Below are 16,892 nucleotides of genomic sequence, written 5' to 3' on the forward strand. Positions count from 1 at the left end.
CAGAATGAAAGAGGAAAACAAGCTATCCGATGTGGATTCCTTTATTCGTATTCGTGGCGCTCGTGAACATAACCTAAAAAACCTAAACCTAGACATTCCGAGAGACAAACTTGTGGTCATCACTGGTCTTTCGGGATCTGGGAAGTCATCTCTTGCCTTTGATACCATTTATGCAGAGGGGCAAAGGCGTTATGTGGAATCTCTTTCCAGTTATGCCAGACAATTCCTCGGGCAAATGGAAAAACCAGAAGTGGACCAAATTGAAGGTTTAAGCCCCGCCATCTCCATCGAACAAAAAACCACTCATCGTAACCCTCGTTCCACGGTGGGAACTGTCACTGAAATTTATGATTACTTACGTTTGTTATATGCTCGAGTCGGAAAACCTCATTGTCCCAAATGTGGGACGGCCATCTCTAGTTTGTCAGTGGACCAAATCACAGACAGGATCAATATTTTTCCAGAAGGAACCAAACTTCAAATTCTAGCCCCCGTCATCCAAGGGAAAAAAGGGGAACACAAAGAGGTCCTTGAACGTTTCAAAAAGGAAGGGTTCAACAGGGTTCGTGTGAATGGAGAAGTGTATTCCCTCGAAGATGAAATTCCCTTAAAGAAAAACTTTAAAGCGGACATTGACATTGTGGTAGACCGGATTGTGATGAAACCAGGGATCCAATCTCGTTTGTCGGACTCTGTAGAAACGGCACTTAAAACTGCTGATGGCATTGTTGTGGTAGAAGACGGTGAAAAAGACCATCTCTTTTCTCAAAAACTTTCCTGTCCCAAATGTGATGATGTGAGTATACCTGAACTCACACCAAGGTTATTTTCGTTTAACTCTCCGTTTGGTGCTTGTTCCAATTGTGATGGACTTGGCGCCTTACTTGAATTTGATGAAGCACTCCTTGTCACAGACAGGGAGGCTTCTCTTGCAGAAGGTTGTATTGAAGCATGGGGCGGATCCAAATCCAATTCCTATTGGTACATGGCCACCATACAGGCATTATCTAAAAAATTAAAATTTAATTTAAATACACCATGGAAAGATTTACCGGAAAAAGTAAAAAATACCATCTTACATGGAGATGCTTCCATTCATATTGATTATGATTTTCGTGGCGCCAATTCTCATTATGAATTTTCAAGAAATTATGAGGGAGTCATTCCCAATCTAAAACGCCGATACAAAGAAACGAAATCGGATTCTATGCGACAATGGTTTGAGTCCTTTATGACAAATCATGACTGCGATGAATGTAATGGCAAACGCCTCCGGAAGGAAGCCCTCGCTGTGAAAGTGCAAGGAATTGGGATTGATGCCTATACTGGTTTTTCCATTGAAAAGGCACTCGAATTCACCAAACAATCGGAATACAAGGGTGCAGAAGACACCATCTCCAAACCCATCCTAAAAGAAATTTTGCAAAGGCTTCACTTCTTAAATGATGTGGGTGTGGGTTACCTCAACTTAAGTCGTTCCGCGGGCACTTTGTCTGGGGGAGAGATGCAACGAATCCGTCTCGCCACCCAAATTGGATCCAGGCTTATGGGCGTTCTTTATATTCTAGATGAACCTTCGATTGGACTCCACCAAAGGGACAATACAAAACTTGTGCAAACCCTGAAAGGCCTACGCAATTTAGGAAATACAGTTCTTGTGGTGGAACATGATAAAGAAACCATGGAAGAAGCTGATTTCATTGTGGATATGGGGCCTGGTGCTGGTGTCCACGGAGGAGAGATCGTTGCTTTTGGAACACCCGAACAAATTAAAAAAGACAAACATTCAGTCACTGGAAAATTTTTATCGGGTGAAAAACGAATTTCGATGCCTGAAACGAGAAGGACTGGGAATGGGAAATTTTTAAAAATCACGGGAGCTTCGCATAACAATCTTAAGAATATCGATGTATCCATTCCGCTTGGAACTTTAACTGTTGTTACGGGAGTCTCCGGTTCTGGAAAATCCACCTTAATCAATGAAATTCTCTATAAGGAACTAGCAAGTTCTGTGATGGGGATGAAACTTGTTCCAGGTAAACATAAAAAAATCCAAGGCAAAGAACAAATCGACAAGGTCATCAATATCGACCAGTCGGCCATTGGAAGGACACCACGATCGAATCCAGCTACCTATACTGGTCTTTTTACCTTTGTGCGGGAACTTTATAGTGGATTAGAAGAAGCAAAAGTGAGAGGATATGGGCCCGGTCGTTTTAGTTTCAATGTGGCCGGGGGAAGGTGCGAAAAATGTGAGGGAGATGGGATCTTAAAAATTGAGATGCATTTTCTTCCCGATATCTACGTGGAATGTGAAGTTTGTAAAGGCAAACGATACAATAGAGAAACTCTCGAGGTAAAATACAAAGGGAAAAATATTTCCGATGTTTTGGATATGACCGTGGAAGAGGCCGTTGTATTTTTTGAAAACATTCCGAACCTCAAACGAAAATTAGATACTCTGATGGATGTAGGACTTGGGTACATCAAACTTGGGCAAGCGGCTACAACGTTTTCAGGTGGGGAAGCACAAAGGATCAAACTTTCTACAGAACTTTCCAAACGACCAACGGGAAAAACACTTTATATTTTAGATGAACCGACAACGGGCCTCCATTTTGAAGACATCGAAAAACTATTATCCGTTTTACAGGTATTAGTGGATAAAGGGAATTCCATGGTCATCATCGAACACAATTTGGATGTGATCAAAGCCGCCGATAACATCATTGATATTGGACCCGAGGGAGGTGATGGAGGTGGGGAAGTCATTGCCATAGGAACTCCAGAAGAAGTGGTTACCGTCAAACGATCGTTTACTGGTCAATACTTAAAAAAAGTATTAGATGAAGAAAAAACACTCGATGCCAAACAATCGAAAAAAAAGGGTAAATGAAATTGGTGAGTGAATCTCCTTACCATGTATTTGCCCGATTTGGCGAAACTGGTTCCATTCACCCCAAAGAGGCAGGAGAAAAACTTGGTTTTTATCGCAGTTGGAAACCTATTTTGGGTTCTCTTGGGTTTTATGACTTTATTTTAGGAAAAGAATCCTACTACGAATTCCAAAAAAAACTTTCGGCACTTGCCGAAGAAACAAATGGAGTTTCTCTCGCGCTTTCTTGTATGGTGGAAGTGAATGTCGCAGGTGGGATTCTCGTAAACTCCCGTTATGCGAAACCAGGGTCCCATCCCTTTTGGAATGCATTTTTACAAAATGATCAAACACTCATATTATCTGTGGGAGTGAGTGAGCCTGGTTTTGAAGGGAAATTAAAAAAACTAACATCGAATGTCAGAGAGGAAAAACTCTCTGGAAGGAAATCCTTTGTGACCAATGGAGGGGAAGCCGACTTACTCTTTTGGGTGACCAAGTCTGAGGAGAAAAATCCAGTGTATTGCGTTCACATTCCGAGTGATTCTAAAAATCCTTTTGTGATCGAAAAAGAAACCTTTCATACGGACTTTACACCCCATGTGAGCCATTTGCGGATCCAAGTGAAAGACCTACCTTTGGAAGCAGATTGTTTACTCCTCGAAGATTATGGACAATTGGGATTGGAACTTAGGCTAAAGGAATTGTGTTCTCTCGTGTCTCTTCTCATCGGCAAAACAAAAGACGTAAGTGAAATGGATGAAAGGGTGCAATCCGAACGAAACCAACTTATTTTATGGAGAGAAGGTTTTTTAAAACCCATTTTGGGAAATCCCACAAAAGATTTGTTACTCGAAGGTTTTCCCTATCCCATCCATCCCTTAATCGAAGCGGTCACGAACCACTTTCAGTTGGAAAAACCAGAAGAGTTAAAGTCCTTAGACCCGGATTGGTTACTCTTTGTTTGGGAAGATTCCTTTACGAAATACCTCTCGCAAAAGAAAAAACGAAACTAAATGAATCTTAACCGAACCATTGTAAAGAGGATTGGTTCTTCATCCCTGTGATACTGACGTGTCGTCCAAATCGAGGTCAGTGATGAGAATGTTTGGTTTGGTTCGAAACTTTGTTTCCTTTATGTTCATGGGAATGTCCATGTTCGTGTCCGTGATGACCAAATTCTCTTTCCGATTCGCGGATGGAGAGTGAATCTAATTGGGAGAGGACAGAGGCCGATACAATTTCTACAGAAACAAAGGGAACTCCAAATTCTTCTTTGAGAACCTTATGGATTTCGAATGTAATTTTGTCTCGATTTGCATTGTCTTTTACGGCCACTTGAATTTCGACAGAAAACACACCGGATGTCAGTTTCCGCACTGTTGTTTTGGGTACAGATTGGATTCCTTGTAAAACAGTGATATGTTCTAATAAATGTTCTTTGTCAAAATCACTGGTGTCCGCTTCGATTAGAATTTGCACCGATTCTTTTACGATCCCATAGGAAGTTTTTAAAATGAAGAGTCCTAACAAAATACTTAGGATGCTATCCACTTGTTTGACCCCTGTGAATCGAATGAGAAGGGCACCAAAAATCACTGCTAGTGTTCCAAGAAGGTCGCTTAATACGTGTAAGTAAGCAGACTTTAGGTTTAGGCTCGTTTTACTCACTCCGACAAGTAACCCAGCAGAAATCAAATTGATCCCAAATCCAATGAGTGAATACACAAGCATGGTGTCTGCTTCCACATCGGCATTTCCATGATAACGCATGTAACTTTCATATAATATAAAACCTGCGATCCCAATGAGAAGGAGACCATTTAAAAATGCGGCAATCACTTCAAAACGGTGGAACCCAAAGGGATATTTTGCATTTGGTTTTTTAGAGGCAATGAGTAAGGCAAATAAGGAAATGATATGAGCAAAAATATCGGTAAAGATATGGCCCGCGTCTGCAAACAAGGCCAAACTTCCACTTTCTTTGGAGCCAATCCATTCAATGAAAAATATCATCACAGACAAAAGCCCAGAAAGGCTTAGGAAAAATATGAGTTTTCTTCGTCTGGGACGTTTGTTAGTCATTGTTTGTACCAAGAGAACTGGTTGCTCTAGGAATCACGACAATATCAACCCTTCGGTTCAAAGCTTTGTTTTCTTTGGTGCTATTTGGAACAATGGGTTGGTATTCCCCATATCCAGCACTGGAAAAGTTTTTTGGATTTAGGTTTTTATTTTGTAAAATAAACTCCAAAACAGATAATGCTCGTTCGCTGGAAAGATGCCAATTGTTTCGGAATTTTGTTTTGATCGGAACATTGTCTGTATGGCCTTCTACCACAATGTAGTTCTCTGGATAAGCCGCGAGAATATCTCGAATTTTTTCAATGGCTGGAAGAATTGCAGGTTTTAGTTCCGAAGATCCGCTATCAAATGAGATTTTATCATCGATATTGATGATGAGTTTGTTATGAAACCGTTTGAGTCGAATTTGACCAGAAGTGATTTCCTTTGCGAGTTTCTCTTCGAATTCTTTTGTTTGTTCGGAAAGTCGTTCGAGTTCTCGTTTCTGTTCTTTGGTAAGTTTTCGTAAACTGGCAAGTTCTTCTTCTAGGTTACGAATCCGATCCTTCAACTCATCCATTTTGGATTCATAGGTTTCACGGAGTTTTTGTTCTTTTTGCAAACACTCTCTTTCTTTTTCTTCTAGTTTTCGTTTGAGAGCATCAATTTCAGCACGGTCTTTTTCTTCTCGTTTGCGATTCTCTTCCGCTAATACTCGTTCCTTGTCTGTTCCCTTTTTCTCCAAACTGCGAAGACGCATATCGTAGTCTCTGAGTTTGTCGGAATACTCATCTTGTTCCTTGGCTCGGTTTCGTTTTTCGAGTTCCAAGTCTTCTGTCAGATTCCGAATTTGGGATTGGAGTTCTTTTTTCTCTTCTTCTAATCGATTCAGTTCGTTTTGGTGTTGTTTGCGAATGTCAGCTAGTTCCAATTCCAAAGCATATTTCTCTTTGTAAATCTGGTTGTACTCATAAGGAAAGTACACCCAATCGGCTCGCAGTTGCGTAGGAATCACCATTCCCAAAATTAAGAAGACGAGAGATAGAAGGAAAAATGGAAATCGATTATTTAGAATCATCAAAACTATCCTCTAAATTGACTTTCGGTAAACTTGGGGCTTCCGCTTTCACTCGTTCCCAATCGGATAACCGACGTCTTGCGTCCGATTTTTTTTCGGCATATTGGGTTTCATAAATTTCTTTTTTGATGTATTCGGGATCTGCTGGGGTTTTTCCTTGGGATTCTTGGAACTTTACGGCAATCTCAGAACGAACTAACTCGAGTTCGGCGATTAGTTCCCCGAGCGCTGCTTCTTTCATTTCCAAATATGCTTTGTCTTCTTTTTCTTTTTGGACCCAGGTTTTGTAGCGAGTTTCTTCTTTTGCTCTCTCTAGTTCCACAGTTTGGCTTTCTTCTAAGTACCGTTTTGCCGAAACTTGGTCTTCCTTTAAGGTGAAGTAAGATTCTTTGGTACGTTTCAAATCTCTTTCTGCCGCATGTTTAATCACTTTGGCTTGGGAGATTTTGATCGCTTGGTTTGTCAGAGCATTTGCCTTTCTTTGGCTTGAGACTTCATTATTGAGTTTGATGATTTTTTCTGTGAGGATCTTTGTTGCATTTTTTTGCTCACCATTCATCACCTCTTCGCGCACATAAGCATCAGGGACTTTGCTGATTTTAGGTTCAAACAGAACACATTGTGAAAAAACTAGCAGAAGAAAAAGATTCGTTTTCAAAAAAGGAACTCGTGCCGACATAGGATATAGCCTATGGTTCACGTGACATAACCGTCAATTGGAAAATTCAGGAAATCCGCTGATTTATGGAAGAAGAAAGAAAGAAAGAGTCCGAATTCCGAATCAAAATCGATCGAGACAGTGATTCCTATGAAGAGTTTGTCGACCAAATCAGAACTTCCATTGAGGCAAAAGACCAAGCCGGTCTTAAGTCCATGCTCGATGGAGCACACCCCGCAGACATCGTCACTTTATTCAAAGACTTAGAACGCGAAGAAGAATTATACCTCTTTCGTTTGCTCTCCCACGAAGACCAAGCATACTCACTCATCAAAATGGAAGAGGAGACCCTCGAGTCCTTTTTAGAAGAACTTTCGGTGGATGAAATCTCCAAAACTTTAGGCCACATCGAAACGGACGAAACCACCTATTTATTATCCTATCTACCCAGCGCCAAACGAGAACTTGTCCTTGCGAACCTTAGCAAAGCCGATAGTTTTGAAATCCGCTCCCAACTTGGATTTCGGGAGTATTCGGCAGGTCGACTGATGTCGAAAGACTTTGCCACTGTCTCCATTACAGACAATGTCAGAAAGGGCATCATCAATGTTCGTAAAAAAGCCAAAGAAATTGAAGACATCTATCAAATTTATGTAACAGACGAAGACGGAGTGTTAGAAGGTTTCATTCCTTTAAAGGATTTGTTTCTCACTCCCATCAATACAAAAATTGCCAAGATCACAAACTTCTCTATCATTGCGTTTCATTATGATGTAGACCAAGAGGAAGTAGCCAATACCTTTAAAAAATACGATTTAGTGAGTGCTGCCGTGACCGATGATTTAGGACGGATCATTGGCCGAATCACCGTAGACGACGTACTCGAAATCGTTGAAGAAGAGGCATCGGAAGACATCCTCCTCATGGCAGGGGTTTCGGAAGATGAAAGGTTATCCACACCCATCTTACAATCGGTCAAACGAAGGATCATTTGGCTCAATGTGAATTTGCTCACTGCCTTTGTGAGCTCCACTGTTGTTGCTTTTTTTGAAGACACCATTTCCCAGATTGTAGTCCTTGCTACCCTTATGCCCATCGTGGCAGGTTTAGGTGGAAATGCAGGAACACAATCAGTAACAGTTGTTATCCGAAATATTGCCACTGGGGATCTTTCTTTTTCCAATTGGTGGGATGCGGTGAGAAAAGAATTCACCATTGGAGTTCTTAACGGTTTGGCCCTAGGGACTGTTACCTTTACGATGATTTATTTAGTAAAAGGGAATTTGACCTTGGGACTTGTTGTGGGAACGGCCATGTTAGTGAATATGATGGTTGCCTCACTTGTGGGATCTCTCGTTCCCATTCTCTTAAAAAGTATGAAGATTGATCCAGCGATTGCTTCGTCGATCTTTGTGACCGCCACGACAGATGTTTGTGGGTTTTTCTTTTTCTTAGGGCTTGCCACGGTCTTTGCAAAATATTTGGTTTAGGGATTGTCCTTTTTTTTGTTAAATTTCTTGCCAGTGGAAGAAACCACCAAATACTGATGACCAAATGAAATTTTCGTTTCACTCTGTAATAATTGTTTTCCTGCTTTTTACTGTTTCTTGCCAAACCACAAAAGATTCTACCTCCACTTCCACTGAGGAAACGAAAAACGAAACTTCGATCATCAAAGATTTGTTACCACCTCCAGGAGGCGAAGGGGAAATCATCCTGAATGAAAAAGGGGAAGAGGTACAAAACCATACGGGAGAGATTCCTTTTTTCCAGAAAAAAAGTGATCTTCCCCAAGAAGTGTTTCGTGTCTACATAGCCTCTGATTCTTATATGGTAAGACAGATCCGTCATACAGATAAAATCCGTAGAAAACCAGATCCAGGTGGAGATGAACTTTCCAAAGAGGAAATGAAAAAGTATGACCTCTTAAGTTTTGTGGATGATGGTATTATTTCCATAGGCCTGAATACCGTGACAGGGAAACTCGAATCCATTGCCTTCGACAGAAGGGTTCCGCGGATCAATGACATCGCCAAAATCATTCAAAACGATGCATCCCGATTCAATTATGAACATAGCTCAAAAGACGGAAGCCCGATCATCACTCGCTTTCTTGTGACTTATCAAATTCGTCTCTATCCTGGAAAAACCCGGGACGAAATCAAACAGATGTTACAGAAGAAAAAGTAAACCTTTCTCTTCTGTATTAAAAATCTCACCTAACGAAACTCTATTGCCACTGAAACTTTCCTTTTTTCTCATAAGAAAAGGGAATGTTTTCTCGTAAATTGGGTACGATGAGTCCTGAATCTCCCTGCAACTGGTACAATGCTTCTTTGGATTGGATGGTTTTGTAAAGTGAGGTTCCAATGGAAGCCAATGGAAATTGGTTGGATACTTTTACTGTGGATTCCTTCCCACCATTGATGATTTCTTTAGGAGATCCATTTAGAAAATTCTCTCCCGCCAATTGTAAATTGTATTTTAAATCTGTAAGGTTTAGATCAGAAGCCGCTTGATTTTTAAAAACAAAATCAAACTCAGTTTTTAAATTTAAATTGAGACCAGTTAACCCTGCTTTGGCGGCTGAAGTCACCGGAGTTTTCGATCCTCCGAGTAATCCTTTTAGAAACGTAGTAGTGGTTCCAACAAGAGATTCTGTATTCGATGCGCTGAGAATCTCTGATTCTGTTGGCATTAGGATTTTGAAATTTTGAATTTCCACGTCAGGTAAAACGGCAGGGATTTCTCTTTTTTGCACAAACGGAAAAGTAAGAGAGTCTTTTCCCAATAGTTGCCATTGTTTGGGAATGGGTACCTTCATATTCCCTTCCGCACTCACTTCTAACATTTGTTTTGTGGGAAATTTTTTGTATAACTGATATAGGTCTGTGTATTTTAGTTTCACTTCCAAGGGAAGGGATTTTGTTTTTTTGGCTTCGATGGCTCCCAAATCCGTTTTGACCTGAGAGAGTTTTAATCCTTCAATTTTGATATCCATATCCAAAAGGGAACTGGGAAGAGAAACTGGATAGGGATTGGAGACGGATGTTTCCACCCCTAAAGTGATGTCTGTGAAGGTGATTTGTTGGATCTGGATGGATTCAAAGGAAAATTGAGGTGTTGGGATTTTGTCTTGCAAAACACCAAGCATAGAACATTGAAAACTAAAACTGAGAGAAAAGACAAAAAGGATTCGTTTCATGACCAATGAATTGATCCGATAATTTTCATTCTGTCAAGAGAATTGGATCTCAAGGACAACAGGGGCATGGTCTGACAGGACTGGTTCTTTGGCAATTTTCGCAGTCTGGATTTCCACTGACTTTGATTTGGTCACAAAAAAATAATCAATTCGCCAACCCTTATTGTTTTTCCTCGCTTGGAAGCGGTAGGTCCACCAGGAGTATTCGTCGCGGATTTCGGGATGCACTGTTCGAAAGCAGTCAAAAAAACCCAAAGCTAAAAAATCACTTAGCCATTTTCGCTCTTCCGGTAAAAAACCTGAGTTTTTTTCATTCCCTTTTGGGTTGTGGATGTCCATTTCCGTATGGGCAATGTTCACATCTCCGCAAATCAGAAGAGGTTTTTTCTTCTTTAAAAACGGTTTTGTGAGTTCGGTAAATGCATCTAAAAACTTGTATTTTACCTTTTGGCGTTCTTCTCCACTGGTTCCCGAAGGAAAGTAGAGATTCCAGAGGTAAAACGAAGGGAATTCGAGAAAAACAGAACGACCTTCCGAAGAAAAGATCCCATCTCCATATCCAATCGAGACCGATTTCGGCTTGAGTTTGGTAAGAGCAGCAGTGCCGCTATAACCTGGTTTTTCAGCGAGGCAAAAATAAATTTCATAACCAAGGGCTTTGAAATCGTCCCGTGTAATTTCTTTTTCGGGTGCCTTCGTTTCTTGGAAACAAATGATGTCAGGATTTTCGTGACGTATAAATTCGAGTAAACCTTTACTGAGACTGGAACGAATTCCGTTGCAATTTAACGTGATGATTTTCATCTAGAAATGAGATCGATTGAAAGCCAATTTAAGTCGATACTAAAAACAGTATGTTAGAAATTTCTGCCGAAATTCCGTTCCTGAAGACGTCCAAACTGGTCTTACTTACTTGGGATGAAACCATGTCGAGTTTAGAGACTTGGAATGGGGAACAGGGAATTACCATTTTCTTCCAAACACGAAGGACCAAGGAATTGGAGTTTCGATTTGGCCCTCCACCATGGGGGATTCGGTTTGAAAATCATCGTTTTGAATATCCATTTGTATCCATTCATAATATTTCAGCAAACAAGTATTTGGCGAAAGAACTAAGCGTTGCCAGTGAAGGGAAAAATCTATATGTGATTTATCCAAAATCCGCTGAGGTAGAAGTTAGGTCCGTATTTGCAAGAATTGAGTATCTCTATGATGACCGAATTTCTCCAGATCGAATCACACATCGATTTGGTCTTACAGGAAAAACAAGTTCGATTCCTGAAGTGGTGACTGGAAAAACAAAAGACGTGGAAACAAGGAGTTTCTCTTATCCACCTCTCGAGCTTGTTGGTGCTTCCGGGAAAACAAAGGTTCGAGTTATGGAATTGGCAACTGTCGGGAGTGACAAAGAAGTTTCTCATTCCGATTTGCCTCCTACGGACAACAGAATCCAAATCAAAGAAAATCCAGAACAAGAAACAGAAACCAATGGATCTGATTTGGATCCAAACCATCCCTATGATTTGATAGAATCTTCCTTTGCATCCAATGAGGAAGAAATTCATACAAATGGCCATCAGACGAAGGAAAGAAAAGATTCTTCGGATGTGGTTTCCAAAATAGACACAATCTCTGATCCGCAAACAAAGGGACCTAAGGAAAAACAGGAAGAAGGTTCACAAGAGAAGGAAACTTCCGTGAACACAAAGTTTTCCTTACAGTTGAAGATGATGGGTGTGATTAGCTTACTCTTTGTTTTATCAGTAGCCACAATTATTATTTTCGCTTCCTTTTATTTCAAACAATCCATTGAGTTACAATTAAGAGATAACAACCTTCGACTCACTGAAATTATTGGATCAAAAGTAAGTTCCGATGTATTGGGAGTCGTGGAAAAAGGTCGCCAGATTGCCATCACATTGACAACTCAAGGGTTACCCGAAGAAGATCGAAAACTTTTACTCAAAACCTTTTTTAAAAATGATAAAGAATTCATTTACTTAGGTATTTTTGAAAAAAGGGAAAATGGTCTCGTGATGAAACGAGAGATCTTCAATGAAGAAGAATTAAAAAAAAGTGCCGTAACAGAAGAAGATTTCCATGCAGTAGTGAATCGGAACCAAGAGGAACTCACAAAAGCATTTAACGGACAAGCAGTATTACTAAATTCAAGTCCTGGGTTTGTGGAACCATCTTTTGCCATTGCCATTCCCACAGCGGAAAATGGGGAACTCGACAATGCCCTGATCATCATAGTCAAATTGGAAAAAATCATTGGTGCTTTTACCAAAAAAGGAATCGAAACCACTTTTATGGTCAATGGTTCCGGAACTGTGATTGCTCATATGAATGAGGAATTGGTTTTAGCGGCAACAGACTTAACCAGTATGCCAATCGTTAAGACGATGTTAACCAATCCGAATTCAAAATTCCAAATGAGTTATTTGGATGAGGAATTGGGTGGCTCTTATTTAGGATCCTTTCAGAAAATTGGATTTGCCGATGCGGGTGTGATCACCATCGTTTCTGAGGAAAAAGCATTTGAAGATGTGTATAAAAGCCAAAGATCTAATTTATATATTGCAGGCATTGGTCTCTGTTCCGCTTTAATTTTTGTATTTTTCTTTTCTAAAACCATTACAAAGCCAGTTTTACAACTGTTAAGTGCAACTCTTGAAATTGCCAAAGGGAATTTTAAAATTGGAATCAAACCAACGACTCAAGATGAAGTGGGTCTTCTTACCAAATACTTCATTGATATGGGGCAAGGTTTAGAGGAACGAGAAAAGGTAAAAAACATTTTAGGAAGTATGATTGATCCTGTTGTGGTCCAGGAAGCCATGGTGGATCTAGCTGCTTTAAAACGTGGGTCGGAAACCCATATCACTGCCTTTTTTTCCGATGTTGCGAGTTTTTCGACGATTTCCGAACAGCTAAAAAGTGCTGATCTTGCATCTTTACTCAATGAATACCTATCGGCTATGACCATCCTTTTGAAAAAACATGAGGGAGTTCTGGATAAATACATTGGAGATGCGATTGTTGGGATTTTTAATGCACCCGTACCTGTGACAGACCATGAACTGAAAGCGGCTCGTGCCAGTGTCGACATGGTGATGAAACTGAAAGAGTTACGGACCTATTGGACAGAAAACAATTTGTATTCCAAAGAAGCACAGGTGATGGATGCAAGGATTGGTCTCAACTCAGGGCCAGCGAAAGTTGGTTTTATGGGAACAGATGCCTTGGCATCGTACACGATGATGGGAGATACTGTCAACCTTGCCGCACGACTAGAAGCAGCTGGAAAGGATTACGGAGTGAATATTCTCATCACAGATCCCATTCGTGAGAAAATCCAAGAGGAAATGGTCACTCGTTATGTGGACTTAGTGCGAGTGAAAGGTAAAAATGAACCCGTTCGGATCCACGAACTCATAGGTTACCGTTCGATGATATCTTCTGATTTAATAGAAGCGGCAGGTCTTTATGAATCGGGATTTGATGAGTATTTAAAACAAAATTGGAAAAAAGCAATCCAACTCTTTCAAAACTCAGAGAAAGCCAAAGGTGCAAAAGACAAATCCAGTCGGATGCTTATCGAACGATGTGAAGAATACAGTCTTAATTCCCCAGGGAAAGATTGGGATGGTGTGTTTACGAGGACACATAAATAAACACCATGCGTTTGTTAAACGATGCAAAATATGTAGTAACAGGACTTTTACTTCTCATCCTGTTATTTTCATTTTTATTGTATCGTAATCTCAATACACGAGCCAATGATTCCACAGCTCCTACGATCGGTGTGATCACATTCAAAAACAAAACTGTGCTTCGCAAATACAATGATGCTGTGGTTTGGGACTTAATTGAATCCAAAACAGAAGTTAAAAATCGAGATACAATTCGTACAGAAGGATTGTCCGATGCGATTTTAACCTTAAATGATGGAACAAAGATTAATATCTCTGAAAATTCCATGATTCTTTTGGATATTTCCGACAGAAACATCAATATCAATTTTGCTTACGGTTCCTTTGAAGCGGCAAGAGAAGCCAGTACTTCTGGGGAAATCAAAATGAATATCACTGCGGGTGACAAAACTGTCGAAGTCGCGAGTGGTGATATCAAATTGGACAAAACAAAATCCGAACTCAATATCAAAGTGGACCAAGGGGAAGCAAAACTCACATCCAATGGGAAAGAAGAAACCATTGGCAAAGACCAAGTTGCAAATGTATCCGAATCTGGTGTGAAAGTGGGCAAACAGTTATTTCGTTTGGTGAGTCCAGAAGACAGAAAAAATATTTTGTCGGATACAGGTTCTGAAAAAATCAACTTTAGTTTAGCGGGATGGAATGTTGATTCTTCCAAAAAAGCAAATCCATTTCTTGAGGTATCTTTTTTCCCAGATTTTTCCAAATCTCTACTTCGGGAAAAATTAACTTCAGCCAGTGTGACAAAAAAATTGGAGGCGGGATCCTACTACTGGCGAGTTTCCTACACAGATCCCTCGAACCAATCCAAGGCGGTCACCGAAGTTTACCAATTTCGCATATTAAACGATCCTTCTTTAAAAATTCTATCTCCAAAAAATGGGGAAGTGATTTCCTATTCCAATGAAATACCGATGGTTCGACTGGTTTGGAATGCATTGGATTTGTATTCCTCATATACTGTTTCCATTGCACGTGACAGTGCCTTCTCTGAAATTGTGACCACCAAACAGACACAAAACCAATCTTTGACTTTTGATACTCTGAAAGAAGGAACTTATTATGCCAAGATCCAAGCCAAATCGAACCTTCCTGGGATCACTGAAAAAAATACATCCGTTGTTTCTTTTCAAATTCAAAAGAAAACAAGTTCTACTCCACCAGAATTACTTGAGCCTAGCAAGGGTAAGGTGATTGCTGAAGAACTTACCAAAACACAATTGTTTTTTTCCTGGAAAGATGATAAGGATTTTGATGTTTACCAATGGGAATTGAGTACTGATGCTAATTTTTCTTCCATTATTCAAAGAGAAAAACTGAAAAATAATTTTTATAAATTCACCCAAGGATTAAAAATTGGAACCTATTTTTGGCGAGTGAAAGGGATTGGAAATGGTGGCATCAGTTTAGATTCCAAATCCTATCCGTTTGTGGTCATCGCAAAAGAAGAGATGGAACTTGTAAGTCCAAGCCAAGGGGCAGAAGTGGAAGTCGATGAACGAAATCTAGTCATCCTGAAGTGGAAAAAACTAACGGGTAAATCCAATTACGAACTTGAAATCGCAAGACAACCTGATTTTACGCCTGTGATTCTCAAAGAATCGGTGGTTGGCAATTATTATGAATTTAAATCCAAAGAACTTGGTAAGTTTTATTGGCGAGTGAAAGTATTAGGTGATGAAACTAATATCAGTGGAACAAGAAATTTCCAAATGGTTTCCAATGTGGATCCACCGAGTTTAATTTCTCCATCGCGTAATGAAACCATTGACCTATTCACCAAAAATTCGATTGGGTTTTCTTGGAAACCAGTGGAAAAAGCTTCTGCTTATCGTTTGAAACTCATCGATGTGTCTGGGATTCGTGAAAAACTGGTTTTGAATGAACGAACAGTTTCCAACAGATTCCAAATGAATGAGATCCAAAAATTAAATGTAGGTCGGTTTCGATGGGAAGTTTCTTCATTGTACAAGGGAAGTGATGGAAGCGAACGAGAGTCTGCCGCCAATAAACAAGATTTTTTCATTTCAGTTCCCGAGCTAAAAGTTCCCAAAATCCTCACACCAGGAACGCTTTATGTGGAATAAACATTTCATATGTATTTTAGTTGTATTCGTTTTCTCGTTTCCTCTTTATTCCGAACCAGAAGGAGATGATGCCACCGAGCACCAGTTACGTTGGATGGAAGTGGAAGGCGCAACAGGTTATGTATTAGAAATTAAAAATTCCAGTGGATACCTTGTCCTTTCTGAAAAAGTAAAGGGAACCAGTTATGATTTGGTAAATTATACATCAGGTGTCTATGAACACCGAGTCGCTGTCATCAATAAACTGGGAAAGGTTGGAAGTTATTCAGATTGGGTAAAATTTGAAGTAGTGGTATCCAGAGTTCCGACACTCACCAAGGATTCTGTGTATTCCGTTTCCAAAGAAGAAAAAGAAAAAGTATTTTTACTCGAAGGAAAGGATTTTATCCATCCCATGAAGGTGTATATGGTAACGGGAGGAAAACGCATTGCTGCTAAAAAAGTAGTCATCGAATCCGATTCTGTCGCCAAAGCAACGTTTGCTGTTGATGTCGATACGGATACTGGGATTTATGATTTGGTTTTAGAAAATCCAAGGAACAAAACTCTGACCGTGAAACAACGAGTGGTTTTATCTGATTCGAAAGAAAAAGCAGCTAATTTTGCCAAACGCCAAGAGAGAATCATTCGAAAAGAAATTCCAGAAGACTATTATGAAACACCTTACTGGTCAACACTTTGGCGTTCATCAGTATTACCCGGTTGGGGACAAAAGTACATCGATGGAAAAAATTGGAAATTGTATGTGTATCCAGTGATAACCTTGTCCGCAGTAGGTGTTTATGCCAATTCCTATAATCGTTTTCTTGCCGCAAGGTCAGACTACCAAACAGCGGTTTTATTTGGTGCCATCCTTGCGGAAAATCCGGATACTCAAGTTTTATGGTTTTTGAATCGAAGTAATGCGGAATCAAGTTTTAATCGCGCAAAATCTGAGTTAGGTGTCATCCAGATCGGTGCTGGAATCCTCGGAGCCTTTCTAGTTTATAATTTAGTGGATTCTTATTTTTCAGCAAAACGAAATGTGGCCATGGAGCAACCAGGTTTTCCTTTAGGAGCTGAGAACCAAAGAGTGTATGCTACCATTTTGCAAGAATCTGGATTTTCGCAGGCGAGACCCGGAATCGAAGTCGGTTCTCGTTACCAAATCGAATTCTCTTCTCGTTTTTGACAAAAAGCTTGTTTAGGAAGGCACTTCCTACCATG

Annotated in this window: 12 protein-coding genes; 7 read left to right on the forward strand and 5 right to left on the reverse strand. The window is 40.1% G+C overall.

Annotation, left to right across the window (positions count from 1 at the left end; translation table 11 throughout):
* Positions 1 to 4: 4 nt before the first annotated feature.
* Both uvrA and EHQ59_RS04950 read left to right on the forward strand, forming a co-directional pair.
* Positions 5 to 2,896 carry an excinuclease ABC subunit UvrA gene (gene uvrA / locus EHQ59_RS04945; RefSeq protein WP_135618047.1) on the forward strand — a complete coding sequence of 964 codons (2,892 nt, stop codon included), beginning with the start codon at positions 5 to 7 and terminating at the stop codon, positions 2,894 to 2,896.
* A complete protein-coding gene (locus EHQ59_RS04950) occupies positions 2,893 to 3,891 on the forward strand; it encodes an acyl-CoA dehydrogenase (protein ID WP_135618048.1) in 999 nt (332 codons plus the stop codon). Before uvrA ends, EHQ59_RS04950 begins: the two co-directional genes overlap by 4 nt.
* Positions 3,892 to 3,967: 76 nt before the next feature.
* Here EHQ59_RS04950 and EHQ59_RS04955 read toward each other — a convergent pair whose 3' ends face one another.
* The 3 genes from EHQ59_RS04955 to EHQ59_RS04965 are packed head-to-tail and all read right to left on the reverse strand — an operon-like array spanning position 3,968 to position 6,696.
* Positions 3,968 to 4,960, reverse strand: a complete 993-nt coding sequence (locus EHQ59_RS04955; protein WP_135618049.1) for a cation diffusion facilitator family transporter — start codon at positions 4,958 to 4,960, stop codon at positions 3,968 to 3,970.
* On the reverse strand, positions 4,953 to 6,017 hold the full coding sequence (locus tag EHQ59_RS04960) for an OmpA/MotB family protein (protein ID WP_135618050.1): 1,065 nt from the start codon (positions 6,015 to 6,017) through the stop codon (positions 4,953 to 4,955). Before EHQ59_RS04960 ends, EHQ59_RS04955 begins: the two co-directional genes overlap by 8 nt.
* Positions 6,004 to 6,696: a hypothetical protein gene (locus EHQ59_RS04965; RefSeq protein WP_135618051.1), complete on the reverse strand. Its 693-nt coding sequence runs from the start codon at positions 6,694 to 6,696 to the stop codon at positions 6,004 to 6,006. The genes EHQ59_RS04960 and EHQ59_RS04965 overlap by 14 nt, the downstream gene beginning before the upstream one ends.
* Positions 6,697 to 6,761: 65 nt before the next feature.
* Here EHQ59_RS04965 and mgtE point away from each other — a divergent pair, with 65 nt between their 5' ends.
* Positions 6,762 to 8,165: a magnesium transporter gene (mgtE, locus tag EHQ59_RS04970; protein ID WP_135618052.1), complete on the forward strand. Its 1,404-nt coding sequence runs from the start codon at positions 6,762 to 6,764 to the stop codon at positions 8,163 to 8,165.
* Between the two features lie 64 nt (positions 8,166 to 8,229).
* On the forward strand, positions 8,230 to 8,865 hold the full coding sequence (locus tag EHQ59_RS04975; RefSeq protein ID WP_135618053.1) for an LA_2219 family laminin/E-cadherin/plasminogen-binding protein: 636 nt from the start codon (positions 8,230 to 8,232) through the stop codon (positions 8,863 to 8,865).
* A 40-nt stretch (positions 8,866 to 8,905) separates the two neighbouring features.
* On the opposite strand, the gene EHQ59_RS04980 is transcribed toward EHQ59_RS04975, so the two are convergent.
* Together EHQ59_RS04980 and EHQ59_RS04985 are read right to left on the reverse strand one after the other, a co-directional pair.
* A complete protein-coding gene (locus tag EHQ59_RS04980) occupies positions 8,906 to 9,880 on the reverse strand; it encodes an LEA/WHy family protein (protein ID WP_135618054.1) in 975 nt (324 codons plus the stop codon).
* Between the two features lie 33 nt (positions 9,881 to 9,913).
* Positions 9,914 to 10,684 (reverse strand): exodeoxyribonuclease III, encoded by a 771-nt coding sequence (locus EHQ59_RS04985; RefSeq protein ID WP_135618055.1) that lies wholly within the window; start codon positions 10,682 to 10,684, stop codon positions 9,914 to 9,916.
* 50 nt (positions 10,685 to 10,734) lie between these two features.
* Here EHQ59_RS04985 and EHQ59_RS04990 point away from each other — a divergent pair, with 50 nt between their 5' ends.
* The 3 genes from EHQ59_RS04990 to EHQ59_RS05000 are packed head-to-tail and all read left to right on the forward strand — an operon-like array spanning position 10,735 to position 16,857.
* On the forward strand, positions 10,735 to 13,557 hold the full coding sequence (locus EHQ59_RS04990) for an adenylate/guanylate cyclase domain-containing protein (RefSeq protein ID WP_135618056.1): 2,823 nt from the start codon (positions 10,735 to 10,737) through the stop codon (positions 13,555 to 13,557).
* A gap of 5 nt (positions 13,558 to 13,562) precedes the next feature.
* Positions 13,563 to 15,686: a FecR domain-containing protein gene (locus tag EHQ59_RS04995; protein ID WP_135618057.1), complete on the forward strand. Its 2,124-nt coding sequence runs from the start codon at positions 13,563 to 13,565 to the stop codon at positions 15,684 to 15,686.
* A complete protein-coding gene (locus EHQ59_RS05000; RefSeq protein ID WP_135618059.1) occupies positions 15,676 to 16,857 on the forward strand; it encodes an LIC11435 family protein in 1,182 nt (393 codons plus the stop codon). The genes EHQ59_RS04995 and EHQ59_RS05000 overlap by 11 nt, the downstream gene beginning before the upstream one ends.
* Positions 16,858 to 16,892: the final 35 nt, after the last annotated feature.

This window comes from Leptospira kemamanensis, from assembly GCF_004769665.1.
GTDB classification, from domain to species: Bacteria; Spirochaetota; Leptospiria; order Leptospirales; family Leptospiraceae; genus Leptospira_A; species Leptospira_A kemamanensis.